Here is a 17,779-nt window from a genome sequence, read left to right as displayed (position 1 = left end):
ACCCGCGCCCCGCGGGCAAGGGGTGAAATGCCGGGACTCCTCTCAACAGCGTGCAATCGAAGGTGACAGAAGGCCGGGCCGCCGGTAGCCTGTGGCCACGGCGTCATGTGGGAATTTGTTCAAAAGCACGCGGGTGACGGGGTGGAGATCATCATCCTGGCGATCTGCATTTACCAAATCTACCGGGCCTTCCGGGCAACCCGCGGGGCTCAGATTCTGGTGGGATTGGGCGCGATTCTGGTCGTGCTGACCCTTATCGCTGGGATCTTCCATTTCGAGGTCATCAACTGGCTCATCACCCGCGCGGCGGCCCTGCTGGCCTTCGCCCTGCTGGTGATCTTCCAGCCGGAACTCCGCAACGCCCTCGCGAAGCTGGGCAGCAGCCGCCTGTTCTCGTTTTCCAGCACCCGCCGGGTGGCGTTCCTCGAGCGCTTCACCGATGCCGTGATCGCGCTTTCGAAGAAGCGCATCGGCGCGTTGTTCGCCATCCAGCGCAGCATCAGCCTGAAGACCCACCTGGAGAGCGGCGTGGTGCTCGATGCCCAGTTCTCGCCGGAACTGGCCACCAGCGTCTTCTTCCCGAAAACCCCGCTGCACGATGGCGGCATGATCATCGCGGATGACCGGGTGGCGGGTGCGGGATGCGTGTTTCCGGTGAGCCAGCGGGAGCTGACGGACCGCTCACTGGGCCTGCGCCACCGCGCCGGACTCGGTCTCGCCGAGGAAAGCGATGCCGTGGTGGTGATCGTCAGCGAGGAAACCGGCAGCATTTCCATCTGTGTGGATGGTGCCTTCCACCGCAATCTCTCCGAGAAGCTGTTCCGAGAAAAACTGTCGCAAATCTTCCTGCCTTCCGACGAACCCGATGAAACTGAACCTGACCAAAAACTGGATCGCGAAGATCCTGTCGCTCCTGCTCGCGACCGCAATTTGGTTTCTGATTAGGGAGCACCTGGGGATCAACGGAGCCACCGAAACGAAAAAATCTTCTCCGCCTCCGGCTCATGATGAGGACGGCAAGGTCATTCCCCGGGCATTGCCGGTGTCCGAGGCCGTCCCCCGCTAGGGAGTCTTACGGCCGCAGCGTGATGTGGTCGATCAGGCGGACCTCGCCGTAGAATACGGCGGTGGCGAGGACGGCGGGGCGTTCCACCCGCTCCACCGGTTGCAGGTTTTCCGCGTCCACCAGCTCCAGATAGTCGATCCGGGCGAACGGTGAATCCTCGATTCCCGCACGGGCGGCTGCCAGCAGGGCGGCACTCGGGCGTTCTCCGCCGCCGAGCAGGTCGCGGGCCGCGATGAGGGAGCGGCGGATGCGCGGGGCATCCGCGCGGTGTTCCGGCAGCAGCCGCACGTTGCGGGAGGACATCGCCAGCCCGTCGTCCTCGCGGATCGTGGGGTGGCCGATGATTTCCACGAGTACATCCAGATCGCGGACCATCCGGCGGATGACCGCGAGTTGTTGGAAATCCTTTTCGCCGAAGACCGCTGAATCCGCGCCTGAAAGAAGGAACAGCTTCAACACCACGGTGCAGACTCCATCAAAATGGCCGGGCCGGGTGGCTCCGCAAAGGTTCCGGGAAAGCAACGATTCCGTCACCGTGACGGAACGGTCGGGGTGATACATCGCCCCGGCCTCGGGGGTGAACACCAGATCGGCTCCCTCGGCTTCGCAGGCGACCAGGTCCGCTTCCAGTGGCTTCGGGTAGGCTGCCAGATCGTTGGCCCGGTCGAACTGGATCGGATTGACGAAGATCGAGACCGCCACCGTACCCCCCGGTCCTGCCAATTCACGGGCCTTGCGGATCAGGGCGCGGTGTCCCTCATGGAGGGCTCCCATGGTTGGAACCAGCACCAGCGGCTTTCCGGCGGAGGTGGCCGCGGCGCGAAACCCGGATGGATCGGCGATGACTTGCATGCGCGTCCGATGCCACCGGATGACTGGCTCCGCGAGGAAAAATCCCCGGTTGTTGGAGGTTGCCGCCGGGGCGGGAAGGCGTTGACGGGTTCCGGGTTTCCGTACAAGGTCGGCCATCCGTTCCGGATCAACCCCATCTTAAACATGACTCTCATCCGTTCGCTTCTCGCGGTGGTGCTCGCCGCCTCCCTCTCCGGCATTGGTGCCGCCCAGGAAGGCAAGCTCAAGATCGCCACGGTCGACATGCAGCAGCTCTTCAAGGAGTACTACCGCACCAACGAGGCGCAGAAGCAGATCAACATCGAGCGCGCCCGGATCCAGAAGGACAACAACGACCGCCTCACCCGCATCCGCGAACTGGAAAACAGCCTCGCCAACCTGCGCAAGCAGATCGAGGACCCGGCCATTTCCGACCAGAAGAAGCAGGCGCTCTTCAAGGACTGGCAGATGCAGCAGCAGGAAGGCATCGCCCTCGACCGCGAGCGTCGCGAATTCCTCCAGCGCAAGAACCAGGCCCTGAACGAAACCATGGTCCAGCGCATGAAGGGCATCCTGAACGAAATCCGCAAGCTGGTGGAAGAGCAGGCCAAGGGTGAAAACTATGACTACGTCTTCGACAAGTCCGGCCTCAGCACCTCCCAGGTTCCCTTCCTCCTCTACACCAAGGACGCCACCGACATCACCGCCGGCCTCCTGAAGGACCTCAACAAGGACGCTCCGCCGGAAAGCCTGAAGCCTGTCGAGGAGCTCAAGACTCCGGACGTGCCCCCCGCCGACGACAAGTAATCTGTAGCGTCCCGTAGTGGCATTCGCCCTCTCTCTTTCCGAGCTCGCCCAGCTGACCGGTGGTAACATCGTCAGGGGCGGGCTCGCTTCGTCTTACTCCGGCATGGCCGCGCTTGATGTGGCCGGAGCGGGAGACATCAGTTTCCTCGGAAACGAAAAGTACCGCGGCCAATTCCTGACGACCGCTGCGGGCGCGGTGATCGTCCCCCTCGGTGAAACCGAGGGCCCGGAAGGAACCGCCCTCATCGCGGTGGAGAATCCCTCCCTCGCATTCGGAGCCGTGGTGAAGCATTTCGCCGTTTCAGGCCGTCCTTTCCAGCCGGGGATTCATCCGCGCGCGTTTGTCGATCCGACAGCCGTGCTGGATGCCGGCAAGGTCCGTGTCCATGCGGGTGCCGTGGTGATGGCCGGGGCCTCGATTGGAGACGGCTCGGACATCGGGCCGAACGTGGTGGTGGGCGAGGACGTGGTCATCGGCCGCGATTGCAAGCTCCACGCGAACTCCACCGTCCGCGAGCGCTGCGTGCTCGGGGATCGCGTCATTCTCCAGCCCGGAGCCGTGATCGGTTCCGATGGCTACGGCTACGAATTTGTGGACGGCCGCCACATGAAGATCGATCAGGTCGGCATTGTGGAACTCGGCGACGATGTCGAGATCGGTTCCAACACCACCATCGATCGCGCCCGTTTCGGCAAGACCTTGGTGGGAGAAGGCTCCAAGATCGATAACCTGGTCCAGCTCGCCCACAATGTCGTCATCGGCAAGCATTGCCTGGTGATCGCCCAGACCGGCATCGCCGGCAGCAGCCGGCTCGGCAACTATGTTACGGTGGCCGCGCAGGTCGGCATGGTCGGACACGTCACGGTGGGGGACAAGGCGGTTCTCGCCGCCCGTACCGGCGTTACCCGGAGTTTGGAAGGTGGCATCACCTACTATGGCGATCCCGCGCTGCCATTTGCCGAGGGCCAGAAGCTCCGCGCCTACGCCCGCCGCCTGCCCAAGCTGGTGGAGGACGTGAAGGCCTTGAAGAAGTCGATCGAAGCCAAGTGATCCGCCGCCCGGCTGATGGATGCCCCGGCAGGCCATGGGCATCGGACGAATCCCGATAGCCATTTGGTGGGTCCCCGTTTCTAACAGGCTTTGTTACTTCGTGCAGAAATAGCACGCGAAGACGCTGATGCGGTGCAGCACGTCATAGCTGGAGAAGCCGCAGGCTCTGAGCAGTTCCAGTTGAAACGGAAGCGAACGCGGAGAGTCCTCCTTGTCGATGTAGGCGAGCACCTTCTGCCGGTATTCCGGACCACCGAGACCTTCGAGGTAGCACCCGTAGCGGTCCCACATCAGCGTGCGGACTTCCGGTGAATCGAAGTCCACGAGATCCGCGACATAGAGGCGACCGCCCGGCTTGAGCCAGCGGTGGAGTTTGGCGAAGACATCCCGCCAGTCCGCGTCCTCGCGCAGGTGATGGAGCACGGCTCCCGCGAGGATGCAGTCGAAGGAGTTTTCCGCGAAATCGAGATCGCGCAGATCGGAGGCGGTGGTTGCCACTGAGACCGCGCCGGCGGCACGGACGCGTTCCTCCGCACGGTCCAGCATCGGTTGGCTGAGGTCCACGAGGTGGCTCGCCACCGGTCCGACCTCCTGCATCACCCGCAGCGTGAAGTTCCCGGCACCACAGCCGAGATCGAGCACCGCCGCACCCGGCTGGAGATGGAGTGCGGCCGTGTTGGCGACGAGTTCCAGCACCAGCGGCGCGTCCATGGTGGCGGATTGGCCGGTTTCGAGATTGCTGAAGCGCTCGACATCCTGGTCGAAGCGTTCGCGGATCTCGGTGGTGGTGGACTTCTGCGTGAGCGGCGTGTTCATGAAATCATTTCCCGCTCCAGCCACCGCCGAGAGCCTTGGCCAGCGCGGCGAGAGTGATGCGCTGTTGGGAATCCACCTGGGCGAGCGCGAGCTCCACGCGCAGCACGGTGCGGTCGGTTTCGACCACATCGAGATAGCTGGTGAGTCCTTTGTCGTAGCGCTCCTGTGTCAGACGCTTGGTGTCGCGCGCACTGGTGAGCGCGGCGTCCAGCGAGCGGCGGGAGGCGGCGAGGCCCTTCAAATCGACAAGGGCATCCTCCACCTCACGCAAGGCCACGAGCAGCGTCTGGCGATGGGCGGCCATCGCTTCATCGTAGCGGCTGCGGGCTGCGGCGTAATTCGACTTGTTGGTGCCCGCGTCGAAGATCGGTGCGGCTACGTTCGCGCCCAGCGAGAGCACGCGGTTTTCCCAGTTGAGGAAGCGGGTGATGTCCAGCGACTCGAAACCCGCATCCGCGGAGAGGCTGAAGTTCGGATAGAACGCGGCCTGCGCCACGCCGATGCGGGCGTTGGCGGCACGCAGCTTTTGTTCGGACGCGCGGACGTCCGGGCGGCGTGCCAAAACATCGGCTGGAAGGCCCGGGCGGATTGAGGGCATCGAACCTGAGGGACCGCGATGGGAGACGGAGAAGCTGGAGGGCGTGGTGCCGCAGAGCACGGCGAGCGCGTGCTCCGCCGCGCCGCGCTGGCGCTGCACGGAGGCGAGATCGTTGTTGGCAAGCTCCAGCTCGGTGCGGGCGCTGGAGGTGGCGATGCCATCCGTCAGGCCCGCGTCGGTCTTGCTCTTCTGGATGTCCAGCGACTGCTTACGGGTCTTGAGCGTGGCCTGCAGCACGCCTTCCTGCGCATCGAGTCCGCGCAGCAGGAAATACTGGCGGGCCACCTCCGCGGCGATGCCGAGACGCTGCGCATCCACCAGCGCGGCGCTTGCATCGGCCTCGGCGGAGGACGCTTCCACCGCGCGCTTGTTGCGGCCCCACAGGTCGGGATCGTAGGCGAGATTGAAAGTGGATCGATAGCGTTGGTTCTCCAGCGGGATCGAAGAGGCAAAGGCAGAGGGAACGTTCGAGGTGACCGAATCCGACGACTGCCGTGAGATCCCACCTGAACCACTGAGATCGAGTGTGGGAAACAAGCGCGCGCGGTCGAGTCCCACCAGCGCCCGCGAGGTATCGAGGCGCGACTTGGCGGCAGCGAGGTCGTTGTTCGCCGCCAGCGAGCGGTTGATCAGGCGGGTGAGTTCCGCATCGCCGAAGAGACGCCACCAGTCATCGGGCAACCGCGCGTTGTGCGAAACCGATGACTCCTTCCACTTGCTGCCGCCGGAGAGGTTCGGAAACTGGAAGTTCGGACCGACCTTGCACGCCGTAAGGGCGAAGGTGGCGGCGAGTGGCAGAAGGAGGACGGGTTTCATGGGTGGATGGATCAATCGAAAGCGGTGGGAAGAGAAGGATCGGCGTGATGGCGGCGCGCGAGTTCGATGTAGTGATCGGCCGCCCGGTGCGGGCAGAGCTCCGGAAGCTGGTCGATGGGATAAAACTCCACCGCATCCGTTTCGTGGCTGGTGGTCAGCTCGCCGCCGGTTTTCCGGCACAGGAACACCAGCTTGTAGACGTGCTCCGGCTGCTTCGGATGCCCCTGCTTGTCCTTGTCCCAGCAGGCGATGAGTTTTTCCACCACCACATCGAGACCGGCTTCCTCGCGCACTTCCTTCGCCGCGTTTTCAGCGGGGCTGAGATTCAGATCGGCCCAACCGCCGGGTAGAGTCCACAGGCCATTGGAAGCTTCGCGGACGAGCAGCACGTTGTCTCCATCGAACACCACCGCGCGCACGTCCACCTTCGGCGTGGCGTAGCCGAACTCATGCGGCCATTCGAAGTCCGGTGCGACGGCAGAGAGGGGAGCGGAGGCGAGTTCGAGAATACGCGCGTAGCGTTCGCGGTCGTAGGCATTCTCGCCGTAGCGGAGACCGGCTTCGGCGATGGATTTCAATTCGCGGCTCAGCGCGATCCAGTCGAGCGGCTGGGTGATGGGATCGGAGGCGGTCATTTTTCCGGGGCTTCGATGAAGACATCGACTTGCTGGCCGACGTAGAGCGGCGGATTTTCCGGGCGCTTGAGGGAATACATCACCTGCAAGACTCGCGTGTCCACCCGTTCGGTGCTGGCACCGGTGAGCGAGACTTTTGGAATCACATACGGTTCCACGCGCAGGTATTCGAGGGGGAAGGTCACGCTGGGGTCGCCCTTGAGATAGGCGATGGCCTTTTGGCCGGGGCGGATGCGGATGGCATTCTGCTCATCCACGTCCGCGCGGATCTGGAGGCGGTCGATGTCTCCGATAATGAGGGCGGGGGACTTCGGCGAAGTGGCGGCGTATTCGCCGGAGCGGATGTTCACCTGGAGGACATTGCCATCGCGTGGCGAGCGGACGGTGAGCCGCTCGATGAGCAGGGCGAGCCGTTGCAGCGCGGTTTCGGTGGAAGCGAGCTGGGCCTTGGCGGCGGCCACCTGGGCTTTGGCGACGAGCACGTCCTGTCGGCGGTTTTCGAGGTCGTCCTTGCTGACGGCGCGTGGATCGGTCACGGACTCGAGGCGCGCGAGTTGGGTCTCGGTCTTCTTGAGCTGGGCTTCGGAGACATCGATCTGGGCGCGGGCGATTTCGCGTTGGGCCTTGGTGGAGAGTTCCTCCGCGCGCAGATCACGGTCATCGATGGTGAAGAGCGGCTGATCCTTCTTCACGGCATCGTTTACCTTCACCTGCATCTGCGTGACCAGGCCGGGAACGGGCACGCCGATGGAGACATTCTCGCTCAGGGCCTCCAGAATGCCGGTGGCGGCGACCGCATGGATGAAGGGTTTTTGAGGCGGTGGAATCGGCGGATCAGCCGCGGGCGGCATCTCTTTTTCCGCCTGGCTCTTCGATACCATGCAGATCATCCAGACGCCGAACGCGGCACCGGCCAGCGTGCCGTAACGGATGAGTTTTGAGAGGAAGTTCATGAGGGAATCAATGAGCGGCTTCGTGTTCGAAATGAGGCTTCACGTCCTGCGATTGCTCGTGGACCTCGATGATCTCGCCGTCGTCCATTTTTGCGATGCGGTCGGCGTAGGAAAAAATGCGGTTGTCGTGGGTCACGATGATGACGGCGCGATCCGGTGACCGCGCCACGCCGCGGAACAGGTCGAGAACGATCTCGCCGTTTTGCGCGTCGAGAGCGGCGGTGGGTTCGTCGCAGATCACCAGCGGAGGTTCATGCACCAGCGCGCGGGCGATGGCGACGCGCTGCTGCTGGCCGCCGGAAAGTTTGTTCGGGCGTTCCTTCCAGCGGTTGCCGAGACCCACGGACTCCAGGGCGGCGCGGGCCTTCTTGATCGCGGTGCCGTTCGACACGCCTTGGATCAACAGCGGCACGCTCACGTTCTCCGCGATGCTGAGCGTGGGGATGAGATTGAACTGCTGGAAGATGAAACCGATGTGCTTCGCGCGGAAACGCGTGAGCGCACCACCGGACATGTCATGCAGCGGCTGGCCGAAGACGTTTACCTCGCCGCCATCGATCTTGAGCGTGCCGGCGATCGCACTGAGCAGCGTGGTTTTTCCGCAACCGGACGGGCCCACCAACATCAGGATCTCGCCGGTGCGGGCTTCCAGGTTCACGTGCTTGAGCACATGGATGCGGTTCTGTCCTTCGCCGAAGCTCTTCTCGACGGCGCGGACATCGACCACGATGTGGGAGTCACCGTTCATGCGCGGAAGACCATGGCGGGTTCGTAAAGGCTGAGGCGGATGATGCCCATCAACGCCGCGAGCATGCAGATCACCTGGATCACGCCGAAGGCGACCACCGGGATGATCCATGGCATGTAAAATGGGGGCTGGTCGTGCTTGATCGCACCCATGGCAAAGCCGGAGGTCGCGAGCAATCCGAGTCCGAAGCCGATGATGCCGACGGTCATCGCCTGGATTACCAGCATCACGCTGAGCCGGAAATTGGACATGCCCATCGCCTTCAGCGCGCCGAGGTGCTTCAGGTTGTCCAGCACGAAGGCGTAGAAGGTCTGGCAGGCGATGGCGATGCCGACGATGAAGCCGATCACCACGGTGGTGCCGAAGGAGAAGGGGATGCCGGTGTTCCGCACGTACCACCAGATCGTGGAGGTATTGAAGTCGTTCTGATCCTTGCTGAACTCGCGGTTCACATACGCGCGCAGACCGGTTTCACGCGTGATCGCGGCGGCGGCTTCATCGGGAGTCATGCCTTCCACCGGAGCGGCGATCACCGCGGAGAGCATCTTGCGCTGGGGCGGTGTGTATTGCAGCGCGCGCTCGTAGGTGGTCCAGATGTAGGGGCCGCCGATGAAGGAACGCATCGCCTTGCAGGTGCCCACCACGCGGGCCTCGACGTCGTTGATTTCGAAGCGATCGCCGATCTTGATCGGATGGTCCTTGTCCTTGGAAAGCTGCTCGATGGCGAGCTCGTCGATGATGACGGTGTTCGGCAGCCGCAGGTCTTCCAGATTGCCTTCCACCATCCGCGTGGGTGCTCCGGCGAGCGAAGCTGGATCAATACCGACGAGCTGGATCGTCTTGAAGCTGCCGTCATCGCGCTTCACGCGCTGGATGCCGGAGTAGAGCGGCATCGCCCAGCGCACGGCGGAAACGGAGCGCACGCGCGAGACGTCGGTGTCGCGCATCGGGTTTACCTCGTTGATCTGCTCGACGCGTTCCTCCACCACATAGATCGGTGCGCCGACATTCTTGAGGGTGGCGGTGGTCCAGCGCATCAGCCCGCAGAACACGGACGCTTGTTGGACGATGAGGAAGGTCGCGAAAAACAATCCGGCCACCAGCATGAGATACTTGGCGGTGTCGCCGAAGAGCATTTTGAGCGCGAGGCCGAACATGCGCGGAGTGGATGGGATGAAAATCCCGCAAGCATCCGCTTGCGTGCCGCGACCCTAGCAGCCGCAAGCGATGACGCAACCGGCGAGGCGCATTCTCGTGATTTTACGAGCGAGCTGTTTCAAACAAACGGCACCGGGGAGAAGGCAAGTGAACCACGGATTTCGCAGATGACGCAGATAAAGAATCTTCAATCAGCGCCATCTGCGAAATCCGTGGTTCATTTGCCCGAATTCCAAGCGAATCAGGCACGCTCCAGAATCTCCACCTCGTAACCATCCGGATCGGTCACGAAGGCCATCTTGCGGCCGCCGGTGGTGAATTTTTCACGCCAGCCGGAGGGCCAGATCTCGATGCCGCCCTGTTCCAGGCTGTCGCAGTATTCCACGATGTCCGGCACGCCGAGGCAGGTGTGCATGAGGTCTTCCGGGCAGGTGGCGGTGTATTCGGGCGAGTGGCAGAGTTCCAGGAAGACGTCGTTTCCTTCCAGACCGAGGAACGCCAGCTTGTTGCCCTGCGGCGAGTCCCGGCGGTCGGTCAGCTCGTAGCCGAGCTTTTCGTAGAACGCGACGGAGACATCGATGTCCTTCACGCGGATGCGGGTATGGAGAAATTTGATCATCGCCGGGGAGTGTGGCTGCGGACCGGCGGTTTGGCAAAACCCGGTTTTTGGCGAAAGCCGCGCAAAAACCGCTGCGGACACGATCATCGTGGCATCCGGCCTCGAGCGGGGTTAGGATATCCGGTGCCATGAAAACGATCGTCGCCGCCCTCGATTTCTCCGATTCCACCTCTGCGGTACTGGCCTCTGCCGTGGACCAGGCCCGCGCCTTCAAGGCGATCCTGCATCTCCTGCACGTCTTGGAGGCGGAGCCTGCCTACACTGCCTACGGGTTCACTCCGGACGAGTTCCCGGCGATCCACACCTTTCAGGAAGAAGCCCGGAAGCGGGCGGTAGCGAAACTGGACGAATTGCTCGCGACGGTCCCCAGTGACGTGGAAGCCCGCACCAAGCTGGCCGATGGCAGCCCCCTGCACGCGATCATCGAGTATGTGGCGGAACATTCCGCCGATCTGGTGATTCTCGGCACCCATGGCCACGGGGTGGTGGCCTCTCTGCTTCTCGGCAGCGTGGCGGAAGGCCTGATCCGCAAGGCGGCGGTGCCCACTCTGGTGATTCCCGTGAAACGGTCCTGATGGCGTTGGCCTTGCGGGACTGGCGGACGGCGGTTAGGGATGCCGCATGGCCCGACGCTCCTTCAGCTTTCTGCTCGCCCGGCGGTATCTCAATCCCCGGCGCTCGATGCTGTCCTCGTTCAGCATCATCTCGTTGGTCGGCGTCCTGCTCGGCGTGCTGGTGCTGGTGGTGGTGATGGCGGTGTACGCAGGTCTGGAGCGCGATGTGAAGAGCCGCCTGCTCGGGTTCACCCCGCACATCCTCCTGACCCACCATCCTCTCGACCCCGCCAGCCCGAACACCGTGAACGATTGGCGGAAGGACTCCGGGCCTGCGAAAATGGTGACGGGAGTGGACGCGGTCGCGCCGTTTGTTTCGGACAATGTCATCCTTGATGTCGATTCGACACAGAAGCCGGTGATGTTCCAGGCTATTGACACCGAGGATCCTTCGCAGGTGGAACGCATCACGCGGATGCTGGACCGGGACCACTATCCCGATTCCTCCGCGGACATGGGCCTGGATGACCGGGTGGTGATCTCATCCACGCTGGCGGAACAGTTCGGCATCGGCGTGGGCCAGACCGTCCGGCTTTATTCGACGCGCAACTTCGAGCAGGTGATGGCGGCCTACAAGATCACTGAAAAGCCGCCCGTCCGCGATGCATTCGCGGAGAAGTGGAAGAAGGCCAACGATCTGCTTTCCCAAGGATGGAAGAAGCGCGGCGAGGCCGATGTCATTCCCACCGCCACCCTGCAACAGTCGTACGACCTGTTTCACGAAATCTGGTCGGAGCGCATCCGGGAGCCGGAGCGGCAACTGCTCCAGGATGTCCTGGATACGATGGGCGAGGCCGAACGGGATGAGGCGAATGGCACCCATGTCTTCAACAAGGAACAGCGCGAACAACTGGACCAAAGCCTCGCGGAACTCGGGAAAACCGATCCGGACAAGATGGACGGGGAGACCTTGAAGAGTCTCAAGGAAGTGGTGCTGCCGAAGGAAGCGCTGGTTGTGGGCGTCTATCAGGCCTCGCAAATGACCCTTACTCCGGAGGTCTTCATGCCCCTGACACTCGCGCAAACGCTGTCCGGTCTCGGTGATTCGGTGCAAGGGATCTCCATCCGTCTGTCCGATCCCTACAAGGCGGGAGAGGTGGCGAAGGAGCTGTCTGCAAGAATGGGTCCGGAGTGGAGGACGCTCACCTGGATGCAGCAGTACTCGGCGTTCTTCTCGCTCATCAACCAGCAGCGCATGATGATGTACTTCGCGCTGTCGTTCATCGTGCTGGTGTCCGCTTTCTCGATGATGGCGGTGATGTTCACGGTCACCATCCAGAAGCGCCGTGAGATCGGCGTGATGAAGGCGCTGGGGGCGACCTCCGGCCAGATCGTGCGGGTCTTCGTCTATCAGGGCATGATCCTCGGTTTCTTCGGCGCGGTGCTGGGGGTTGGTTTGGGAAGAGTGGTGATCCACTACCGCGGGGTGCTGCAGGATTGCCTGCGCCAGCTTGGCTTCGATCCCTTCACCTCCAGCTTCACCGGCTTCACGATCCTCCCCGCCTACAACAATCCGAAGGAGCAGGTGGCTTTCGCCTTCCTCGCCTTCCTTCTCTGCTCCTTCGCCGCGCTCGTGCCCGCGTTCTTCGCCGCCCGCAGCGATGCCGCGAAGTCCCTCCGCAACCTCTGAACCGATGGATTTCTGGATCATCCGCGACGGCGAGAAAGCCGGTCCGTTTCCCGACTACGAGATTCGTCGTAAAATCGAGACGGGTGAACTCGGCCCGGCCGATCCGGTCTGGAGCGAGAGCATGGCAGGTTGGACCCCCGTCGGGGAGGTTCCTGTATTCCGTGTCACTATCGAGCGACCGCCGGTGCTGCCACCGCCCCTGCCTGCACACGCGGTCGCCGCTCCGCCGGTGTGGCGGCGTTTCTGGGCGAGGATGTTCGACTTCACCCTCTATGGCGTCTTCCTGTGGGGCTTTCTCACCCTGGGGAAGGTGGACCTGAAGTCCGTGGCGGCAAATCCCTGGTTCATCGGGCTGCAACTGATCCCGTGGTTCGTGATCGAGATCGGATTGATCCACTGGTTCGCCACCACTCCCGGCAAAGCCTTGCTGGGGCTGAAGGTGCTCAATCGCGATGGCTCGAAACTCTCGGCGGTGCAGAGCCTCCGGCGGGCGGTCCTGGTGTGCGTCGCGGGTGTCGGGCTGGGGCTCAACCTGCTGTTCCCGATCTGCCTCACAATCAGTTGGATCAGTCTCCGGCGGGTGGGTGCCAGCTTGTGGGATTTTGTGGGTGGCCACGAAACCGTCCGCACCTACCCTCCCGCGTGGCGGACGGTGGCTTTCGTGTTTCTTTTCCTCACCGCCATGAACGTGCAGGGGTGGTTGCTGAAGCCGGTGGCTTTCAGCCTGAAACCCGAGGAGCTGGAGCAGATGCCAGCTTGGTTCCGCGATTTTTACGAAAAAGCCCGACAGGAATCCTTGTAGGAGGACTGTAATTGTATATTGGTTGCGTTAAATTTGCTTTGACACCTGCCCGAGGGTCTTCTTTTCTCTTCGCAAGTGAGACGCAGTCTCAATAAGAACTCCTTGTCGCGATGAGCCCGCTCTTCCAAGTCGTCAATATTTCCACCCTCGCCGCGTGGTTGACCATGGCGGGAGCCAGTTCGGTGGCTTGTTGGGTCAAGGTGGACTACATACTGCCGGAGCGGAAGGGCATTGAGTTGAAGCTGTCGGATGACGAAGGTTTGTTGGATCTCGATCTGGAAGCCGCCGGCTCCGCACCAACAGACATCGCGGATGCCGAGCCGACGGAAGACGTTCCCACACCGGAGCCGGTTGCGGTCGAGCCCGTGCCGGAGATTCCGGAAGTTCCCAAGATCGAACCGCTGCCCGAAGTGCCGGATCTTCCCGAGCCGAAGCCGGACAGCCTTGTGACCGAGAAGCCCAAGGAGAAGCCGCGTCCCCAGGTGGTCAAGGCGAAGACCACGGGTTCCGCACCCCGGAGTACTTCCCGTCCCGCCACTTCCGCTGCCAACAGCGGCGCTGGAGCCGGCAGTGGCGCGGGTACCGCGGCAGGCACCGGTGCGGGCCAGGTGGGGGCGGATCGTTTCGCCGGTGGCCGCAGGCCGAGGCCCAACTATCCCAGCGACTGCCGCTCCCGTGGTGAGCAGGGCCGCGTATCCTTTGTCCTGACCGTGGACGAACAGGGCAATGTGGTGGACGTCCGCATCAAGTCCTCCCCCTATCCAGGGTTGGCATCCGCCACGGAGAGCGGCGTGCGCCGCTGGAAGTTCAAGCCCGGGGCCCGTGGCAGCATCCAGGCGTCCGTGACCTTCAACCTGACGGATGCCCACTGACTCCAGAGATTCATGTTGTTCGCCAATATTGTCATCGAGAAGTTCCAGCACGGCGGCTGGGTCATGTGGCCCATCCTCGTCACCTTTTTCCTCGCCCTCTGCGTGCTCCTCGAGCGCTCCCTGTGGTGGGCATCCCTGAAGCGCACGATCCGCCGTTCCCAGCACGAGCAGGCGCGTGAAACACTCGGCACCGGCCGGTTTGATGCCACATGGCAGATCGTCGGCAATTCGAGTGATCCGTTCCTCATCAACCTGCGGGATGGCATGACCCACGCCCACACCTCCATGCTCGCCGCGATGCAACTGCATGCGTCCGACCTGCTGGAGAAGGCGGAGGCACGCCAGTGGGTGCTCGGTACCATCATCACGCTCGCCCCGCTCCTTGGTCTGCTGGGCACCGTGGTCGGCATCATGGGCTCCTTCAGCTCCATCGGTGATGACGCGCTGGCCGTGTCGAAGGTCTCCGGCGGTATCGGTGAGGCGCTCATCGCCACCGCGGCCGGTCTCGGCATCGCGATCAGCTGCCTGCTGCCCTACAACTATTTCCGCAAGCGCGTGGCGGTCCTCCGCGGCGACTTCGAGCGCTGGATCAACCACGCCGAGTTGCTGGTGCAGAACGCGAAAGCCCACGGCCACGACCTTGAGGCATTCGCCGCGGCCCGTCACATCAACCGTTGATCCCTGCGATGCCGGTCAAACTTTCAGGCGGCGGTGGCGATCACGAGGAGGAAGCCCGGATCGAGATCGTTCCGCTCATCGACATCATGTTCTTCCTGCTCGCCAGCTTCATGCTGGTGAGCCTGAGCATGACACAGATCCACCGGATCAACGTGAAGGTCCCGCAGGCCTCCACGGCCGTGCATGACGCGAAGCCACCGACAATCCATCTCGCCATCGACGCCCAGGGCGTGACCACATGGGACACCGCCATCGTCACTCCCACGGAGATCACCAACCGGTTGAAGAACCTGCCCGTGACCGATGAAACGCGTGTGCTTATCGCCGCGGACGAAGAAACGAGGCACAAGTCCATCGTCGCCGTGATCGATGCCATCAGGGCCGCCAAGGTTGAAAAGTACGGCTTCGAAACCAAAACTCCCAGCAAGTGAGCGCCCGCATTTTTGCCATCGTCAACGCCATCGGCTGCGTGCTTCTGGTCGTCTTCATCCTGATCCAATGGGTCATCGGCCAGGGCATGGAGCATAAGCTCCATGACACGGAGGTCCAGGCGGTCAATGAATACAATCTCCGCATCGAATCGGAGAAGCGCGAGTCCGCGCTCGAAGGGGATATCCACGGATTGAAAAAATCCATCGAAGCGATCCGTGCGGACGCCGACGCGAAGACCAAGGATCTCGAAGCCCGCCTCGCCGAAGCCACCGCCCTCCAGGCCGGCATCACGCAGGCCCAGGAGCAGGTGAAGGTCCAGGATGAGGCCATCAAGGTGCGCGATGAAGCCATCAAGGTGCGGGACGAGCGTCTGAAGGAAACCAGCGACGCCCTGGCTGCGACCCGCAAGCGCCTCGACGAAGCCGTTGCGAAGCTCAAGCAGGCGGGCTCGAAGCCGCAGGAATAATACCTATCCGGAGGCGCGGGGATGAGCCTCGCGGACCCATGCATATACCAGCACTTCCCGGGGAACTCCGGGCTCGAGATTGGGCCGGATGATTCGCTCCCGGTGGGTGCCTTGGAATGTCAGGCCGACTTTCTCGAGTACCCGGACGGAAGCCGCGTTGTCGATGTCGCACGTTGCCTCAATGCGTGTGATGCTATCCAGACCGTGTAGCCACTCGAAGAGTGCGGCAGCCGCTTCGGTGGCGTAGCCTCGGCTCCAGCAGTCTCGCGACAGCAGGTAGCCGAAGTCTGCGGTATCGCCCTCGATCCGGCATGCGATGTTTCCGATCGCCTGATCCGAGGGTCTGGCCGTGATGACCCAGTTGAAATCCCGTCCGGCCTGCCAGCGTGCCGCGGAACTCTCCACACTGGGCATGTCGAGAGGGCTTTCCGGCATGGCCCAGTCCATGTAGCGGGCCACTTCCGGATCACTGGCGTAAGCATACCGATCGGCCTGATCGGAAGCTTTGGGCCTTCTCAGAACCAAGCGTGCGGTCGTGATTTGTTCGGGTGGGTGCATGGAGCTTACTTCGAGTTGCGATACAGATTGCCCAAGGGAAGCCATCTCGCCGCCCACGTTCCTTGTTCGAAGAAGCGCACCTCGACCAGCCCTCCGCTGTTCGCCGGATCGCTCTGATCGAAAATCAGATTCCCCATCGAATAAAACCGCAGCGATTTTTCCGATCGTTCCCATCCTTTTGACGGTCGATGTGGATGAGAGCCGATCACCAGTGCCGCCCCCGCGTTTTCAGTCCACTCCGCCAGCCATCGTTCGCGCGCTCCCGGCGCATCCCGATACTCGATGCCCGCGTGAAGGAATGCGAACAAGGGCTTCTTGGAGTCCGGCTGCTTCCATACATCGAAGGAATCCGCTGCCAGCACCGCATTCGCGGGAGAAGGGAGATTGATGACGTCGGTTGCGGTTCCGATCCGGAAGGGGCCGAGATCGGTGGAAGTGCCTTCGTCCAGCACGACGATGCCGTGATCAGCCAAAGTCTTCTTCATCCCCTTGCGGGCTTCGCGGCCGTAGTCGAGTGAATGATTGTTCGCGATGGAGACGGCAGCCACATGGAGTTTGTGGAGTTGTTCCAAGGTGATTGCGGAAGCCATGCCGATGCGCATCGGATGTTGCTGGCCGGATGGAGGATCATCCAGCACCACGCCTTCCAGATTCACCACCAGCGGACGCGAACCGGTGACGGCGAGGATTTTCTCGAACATGGCATCCAGCCGTTCCTTCGATAGATTCGCGATGTTCCTGCCGAACTGGGTGTCTCCTCCAAAGAACCATGCTTCGCCCGGAAGCGACGATGCCGGAATGAAGCGCGGCGAATAGACCTGCGTGATGTAGGAAGTGGTGCGCGGCTCGTCCCTGCGACCGCCATAGCGGATGGCATTGCGGTTATCCACCACCACCGGAGCGGCGATGCCATTCACCTCCCGCTCCAGTGTCATGTGCAGCCATTGGCAGGCTTTGGAATCGAGGTTCTGCGGTTGTCCCAAGGCCGGAATGCCAGCGGCATCTCCGCAGGCCAGCAGACGCATCGTTTGCTGGTCGCGTTCCGCCGCTGCAGGTTGCGGCAGGTAGTGGGAGAAGTCTGTGGATTGGACGATCAAGGTGTCTGGTGTGACCAGAGGTTTGAGACGTTGGGCGAGAGCGGGCCAATCCTCCGGCTTCGAGCGGATATCGAGCGTCATCGGCACCACCGGTGTGCCGGGAAACCAGCGTGCGAGGAACGGCAGGATCGCCTGGATGCCGTGTTCGTGCGAAAACAGCGAGGACTCCGAAACCGCCGCATCGCCGAGCAGCGCGCGCACGGCTGCTTCGTCCACCGGCACATCACCCAGCACGGTCTTGAAGGGCCGCGTGGTGGTGGAGCAAGGCGTGGTGCCGCGGCGGAAATGATCCGGGCTGAGCAGCAGGATCCGCTTGTAACGATGCGCCGATGCCAGCCGCAGCGTGTCCGCGATCATATCCGCAGCCAGCAGGTGATGCGGCACGGTCACACCCGTCACCGGCTGCTCCAGCGGCCGGACGTTCTTCTCCGCGCTGATGATGGCAGGCAGGAACAGCGCGGAGGTATCGTAGAACAGCGGATAAGGCTCCGCCGCCGCGGCCCGCAGCATGAGACACATGGCGGGAATCAAA

General features: G+C 62.7%; 20 protein-coding genes. 10 read left to right on the top strand and 10 right to left on the bottom strand.

Going from position 1 to position 17,779, the window contains the following annotated elements; translation table 11 throughout:
* Window positions 1-105: 105 nt before the first annotated feature.
* Window positions 106-945 carry a diadenylate cyclase CdaA gene (gene cdaA / locus KBB96_RS13240; protein WP_211629923.1) on the top strand — a complete coding sequence of 280 codons (840 nt, stop codon included), beginning with the start codon at window positions 106-108 and terminating at the stop codon, window positions 943-945.
* A gap of 127 nt (window positions 946-1,072) precedes the next feature.
* On the opposite strand, the gene panC is transcribed toward cdaA, so the two are convergent.
* The gene (gene panC, locus KBB96_RS13235; RefSeq protein ID WP_211629922.1) at window positions 1,073-1,918 is read right to left on the bottom strand and encodes a pantoate--beta-alanine ligase; all 846 of its coding nucleotides are present in this window, start codon (window positions 1,916-1,918) and stop codon (window positions 1,073-1,075) included.
* A 144-nt stretch (window positions 1,919-2,062) separates the two neighbouring features.
* Here panC and KBB96_RS13230 point away from each other — a divergent pair, with 144 nt between their 5' ends.
* Together KBB96_RS13230 and lpxD are read left to right on the top strand one after the other, a co-directional pair.
* Window positions 2,063-2,704: an OmpH/Skp family outer membrane protein gene (locus KBB96_RS13230; protein WP_211629921.1), complete on the top strand. Its 642-nt coding sequence runs from the start codon at window positions 2,063-2,065 to the stop codon at window positions 2,702-2,704.
* A 16-nt stretch (window positions 2,705-2,720) separates the two neighbouring features.
* A complete protein-coding gene (gene lpxD, locus KBB96_RS13225; RefSeq protein WP_211629920.1) occupies window positions 2,721-3,755 on the top strand; it encodes a UDP-3-O-(3-hydroxymyristoyl)glucosamine N-acyltransferase in 1,035 nt (344 codons plus the stop codon).
* A 93-nt stretch (window positions 3,756-3,848) separates the two neighbouring features.
* Here the strand turns inward: lpxD and KBB96_RS13220 are convergent, their stop codons facing one another.
* From KBB96_RS13220 to KBB96_RS13190, 7 genes are all read right to left on the bottom strand, one after another.
* Complete coding sequence (locus KBB96_RS13220) at window positions 3,849-4,571, bottom strand: class I SAM-dependent methyltransferase (RefSeq protein WP_211629919.1); 723 nt, start codon at window positions 4,569-4,571, stop codon at window positions 3,849-3,851.
* Between the two features lie 4 nt (window positions 4,572-4,575).
* The gene (locus tag KBB96_RS13215) at window positions 4,576-5,985 is read right to left on the bottom strand and encodes an efflux transporter outer membrane subunit (protein ID WP_211629918.1); all 1,410 of its coding nucleotides are present in this window, start codon (window positions 5,983-5,985) and stop codon (window positions 4,576-4,578) included.
* Between the two features lie 11 nt (window positions 5,986-5,996).
* The gene (locus KBB96_RS13210) at window positions 5,997-6,620 is read right to left on the bottom strand and encodes an NUDIX hydrolase (protein ID WP_211629917.1); all 624 of its coding nucleotides are present in this window, start codon (window positions 6,618-6,620) and stop codon (window positions 5,997-5,999) included.
* Window positions 6,617-7,573: an efflux RND transporter periplasmic adaptor subunit gene (locus tag KBB96_RS13205; RefSeq protein ID WP_211629916.1), complete on the bottom strand. Its 957-nt coding sequence runs from the start codon at window positions 7,571-7,573 to the stop codon at window positions 6,617-6,619. The genes KBB96_RS13210 and KBB96_RS13205 overlap by 4 nt, the downstream gene beginning before the upstream one ends.
* A 7-nt stretch (window positions 7,574-7,580) precedes the next feature.
* Window positions 7,581-8,321: an ABC transporter ATP-binding protein gene (locus KBB96_RS13200; protein WP_211629915.1), complete on the bottom strand. Its 741-nt coding sequence runs from the start codon at window positions 8,319-8,321 to the stop codon at window positions 7,581-7,583.
* The gene (locus KBB96_RS13195; RefSeq protein WP_211629914.1) at window positions 8,318-9,478 is read right to left on the bottom strand and encodes an ABC transporter permease; all 1,161 of its coding nucleotides are present in this window, start codon (window positions 9,476-9,478) and stop codon (window positions 8,318-8,320) included. The genes KBB96_RS13200 and KBB96_RS13195 overlap by 4 nt, the downstream gene beginning before the upstream one ends.
* Window positions 9,479-9,720: 242 nt before the next feature.
* Entirely contained in the window at window positions 9,721-10,098 is a 378-nt protein-coding gene (locus KBB96_RS13190; protein ID WP_211629913.1) for a VOC family protein, read from the bottom strand.
* Between the two features lie 128 nt (window positions 10,099-10,226).
* Between KBB96_RS13190 and KBB96_RS13185 the strand changes: the two genes are divergently transcribed.
* From KBB96_RS13185 to KBB96_RS13155, 7 genes are all read left to right on the top strand, one after another.
* Window positions 10,227-10,673: a universal stress protein gene (locus tag KBB96_RS13185; RefSeq protein ID WP_211629912.1), complete on the top strand. Its 447-nt coding sequence runs from the start codon at window positions 10,227-10,229 to the stop codon at window positions 10,671-10,673.
* Window positions 10,674-10,719: 46 nt separating this feature from the next.
* Window positions 10,720-12,342 carry an ABC transporter permease gene (locus KBB96_RS13180; protein ID WP_211629911.1) on the top strand — a complete coding sequence of 541 codons (1,623 nt, stop codon included), beginning with the start codon at window positions 10,720-10,722 and terminating at the stop codon, window positions 12,340-12,342.
* A gap of 4 nt (window positions 12,343-12,346) precedes the next feature.
* Window positions 12,347-13,144, top strand: coding sequence for an RDD family protein (locus KBB96_RS13175; RefSeq protein ID WP_211629910.1), 798 nt, complete (start codon window positions 12,347-12,349; stop codon window positions 13,142-13,144).
* A gap of 110 nt (window positions 13,145-13,254) precedes the next feature.
* A complete protein-coding gene (locus KBB96_RS13170) occupies window positions 13,255-14,016 on the top strand; it encodes an energy transducer TonB (RefSeq protein ID WP_211629909.1) in 762 nt (253 codons plus the stop codon).
* A gap of 12 nt (window positions 14,017-14,028) precedes the next feature.
* Complete coding sequence (locus KBB96_RS13165) at window positions 14,029-14,694, top strand: MotA/TolQ/ExbB proton channel family protein (protein ID WP_211629908.1); 666 nt, start codon at window positions 14,029-14,031, stop codon at window positions 14,692-14,694.
* An 8-nt stretch (window positions 14,695-14,702) separates the two neighbouring features.
* Window positions 14,703-15,125, top strand: a complete 423-nt coding sequence (locus tag KBB96_RS13160; RefSeq protein WP_211629907.1) for an ExbD/TolR family protein — start codon at window positions 14,703-14,705, stop codon at window positions 15,123-15,125.
* Entirely contained in the window at window positions 15,122-15,592 is a 471-nt protein-coding gene (locus tag KBB96_RS13155; protein ID WP_211629906.1) for a hypothetical protein, read from the top strand. Before KBB96_RS13160 ends, KBB96_RS13155 begins: the two co-directional genes overlap by 4 nt.
* Before the next feature lie 3 nt (window positions 15,593-15,595).
* On the opposite strand, the gene KBB96_RS13150 is transcribed toward KBB96_RS13155, so the two are convergent.
* Together KBB96_RS13150 and amrB are read right to left on the bottom strand one after the other, a co-directional pair.
* The gene (locus tag KBB96_RS13150; protein WP_211629905.1) at window positions 15,596-16,150 is read right to left on the bottom strand and encodes a GNAT family N-acetyltransferase; all 555 of its coding nucleotides are present in this window, start codon (window positions 16,148-16,150) and stop codon (window positions 15,596-15,598) included.
* Between the two features lie 5 nt (window positions 16,151-16,155).
* Window positions 16,156-17,757 (bottom strand): AmmeMemoRadiSam system protein B, encoded by a 1,602-nt coding sequence (gene amrB / locus KBB96_RS13145; RefSeq protein WP_211629904.1) that lies wholly within the window; start codon window positions 17,755-17,757, stop codon window positions 16,156-16,158.
* Window positions 17,758-17,779: the final 22 nt, after the last annotated feature.

The organism is Luteolibacter ambystomatis, from assembly GCF_018137965.1.
Taxonomy (GTDB): Bacteria; Verrucomicrobiota; Verrucomicrobiia; order Verrucomicrobiales; family Akkermansiaceae; genus Luteolibacter; species Luteolibacter ambystomatis.
This window is presented reverse-complemented; position numbering and strand designations above follow the sequence as displayed.

Excerpts from the sequence above, each read along its gene's own strand:
- cdaA (WP_211629923.1), top strand. The coding sequence starts at position 106 with ATGTGGGAATTTGTTCAAAAGCACGCGGGTGACGGGGTGGAGATCATC.
- panC (WP_211629922.1), bottom strand. The coding sequence starts at position 1,918 with ATGCAAGTCATCGCCGATCCATCCGGGTTTCGCGCCGCGGCCACCTCC.
- KBB96_RS13230 (WP_211629921.1), top strand. The coding sequence starts at position 2,063 with ATGACTCTCATCCGTTCGCTTCTCGCGGTGGTGCTCGCCGCCTCCCTC.
- KBB96_RS13220 (WP_211629919.1), bottom strand. The coding sequence starts at position 4,571 with ATGAACACGCCGCTCACGCAGAAGTCCACCACCACCGAGATCCGCGAA.
- KBB96_RS13215 (WP_211629918.1), bottom strand. The coding sequence starts at position 5,985 with ATGAAACCCGTCCTCCTTCTGCCACTCGCCGCCACCTTCGCCCTTACG.
- KBB96_RS13210 (WP_211629917.1), bottom strand. The coding sequence starts at position 6,620 with ATGACCGCCTCCGATCCCATCACCCAGCCGCTCGACTGGATCGCGCTG.
- KBB96_RS13205 (WP_211629916.1), bottom strand. The coding sequence starts at position 7,573 with ATGAACTTCCTCTCAAAACTCATCCGTTACGGCACGCTGGCCGGTGCC.
- KBB96_RS13200 (WP_211629915.1), bottom strand. The coding sequence starts at position 8,321 with ATGAACGGTGACTCCCACATCGTGGTCGATGTCCGCGCCGTCGAGAAG.
- KBB96_RS13195 (WP_211629914.1), bottom strand. The coding sequence starts at position 9,478 with ATGTTCGGCCTCGCGCTCAAAATGCTCTTCGGCGACACCGCCAAGTAT.
- KBB96_RS13190 (WP_211629913.1), bottom strand. The coding sequence starts at position 10,098 with ATGATCAAATTTCTCCATACCCGCATCCGCGTGAAGGACATCGATGTC.
- KBB96_RS13185 (WP_211629912.1), top strand. The coding sequence starts at position 10,227 with ATGAAAACGATCGTCGCCGCCCTCGATTTCTCCGATTCCACCTCTGCG.
- KBB96_RS13180 (WP_211629911.1), top strand. The coding sequence starts at position 10,720 with ATGGCCCGACGCTCCTTCAGCTTTCTGCTCGCCCGGCGGTATCTCAAT.
- KBB96_RS13175 (WP_211629910.1), top strand. The coding sequence starts at position 12,347 with ATGGATTTCTGGATCATCCGCGACGGCGAGAAAGCCGGTCCGTTTCCC.
- KBB96_RS13170 (WP_211629909.1), top strand. The coding sequence starts at position 13,255 with ATGAGCCCGCTCTTCCAAGTCGTCAATATTTCCACCCTCGCCGCGTGG.
- KBB96_RS13165 (WP_211629908.1), top strand. The coding sequence starts at position 14,029 with ATGTTGTTCGCCAATATTGTCATCGAGAAGTTCCAGCACGGCGGCTGG.
- KBB96_RS13160 (WP_211629907.1), top strand. The coding sequence starts at position 14,703 with ATGCCGGTCAAACTTTCAGGCGGCGGTGGCGATCACGAGGAGGAAGCC.
- KBB96_RS13150 (WP_211629905.1), bottom strand. The coding sequence starts at position 16,150 with ATGCACCCACCCGAACAAATCACGACCGCACGCTTGGTTCTGAGAAGG.
- amrB (WP_211629904.1), bottom strand. The coding sequence starts at position 17,757 with ATGCTGCGGGCCGCGGCGGCGGAGCCTTATCCGCTGTTCTACGATACC.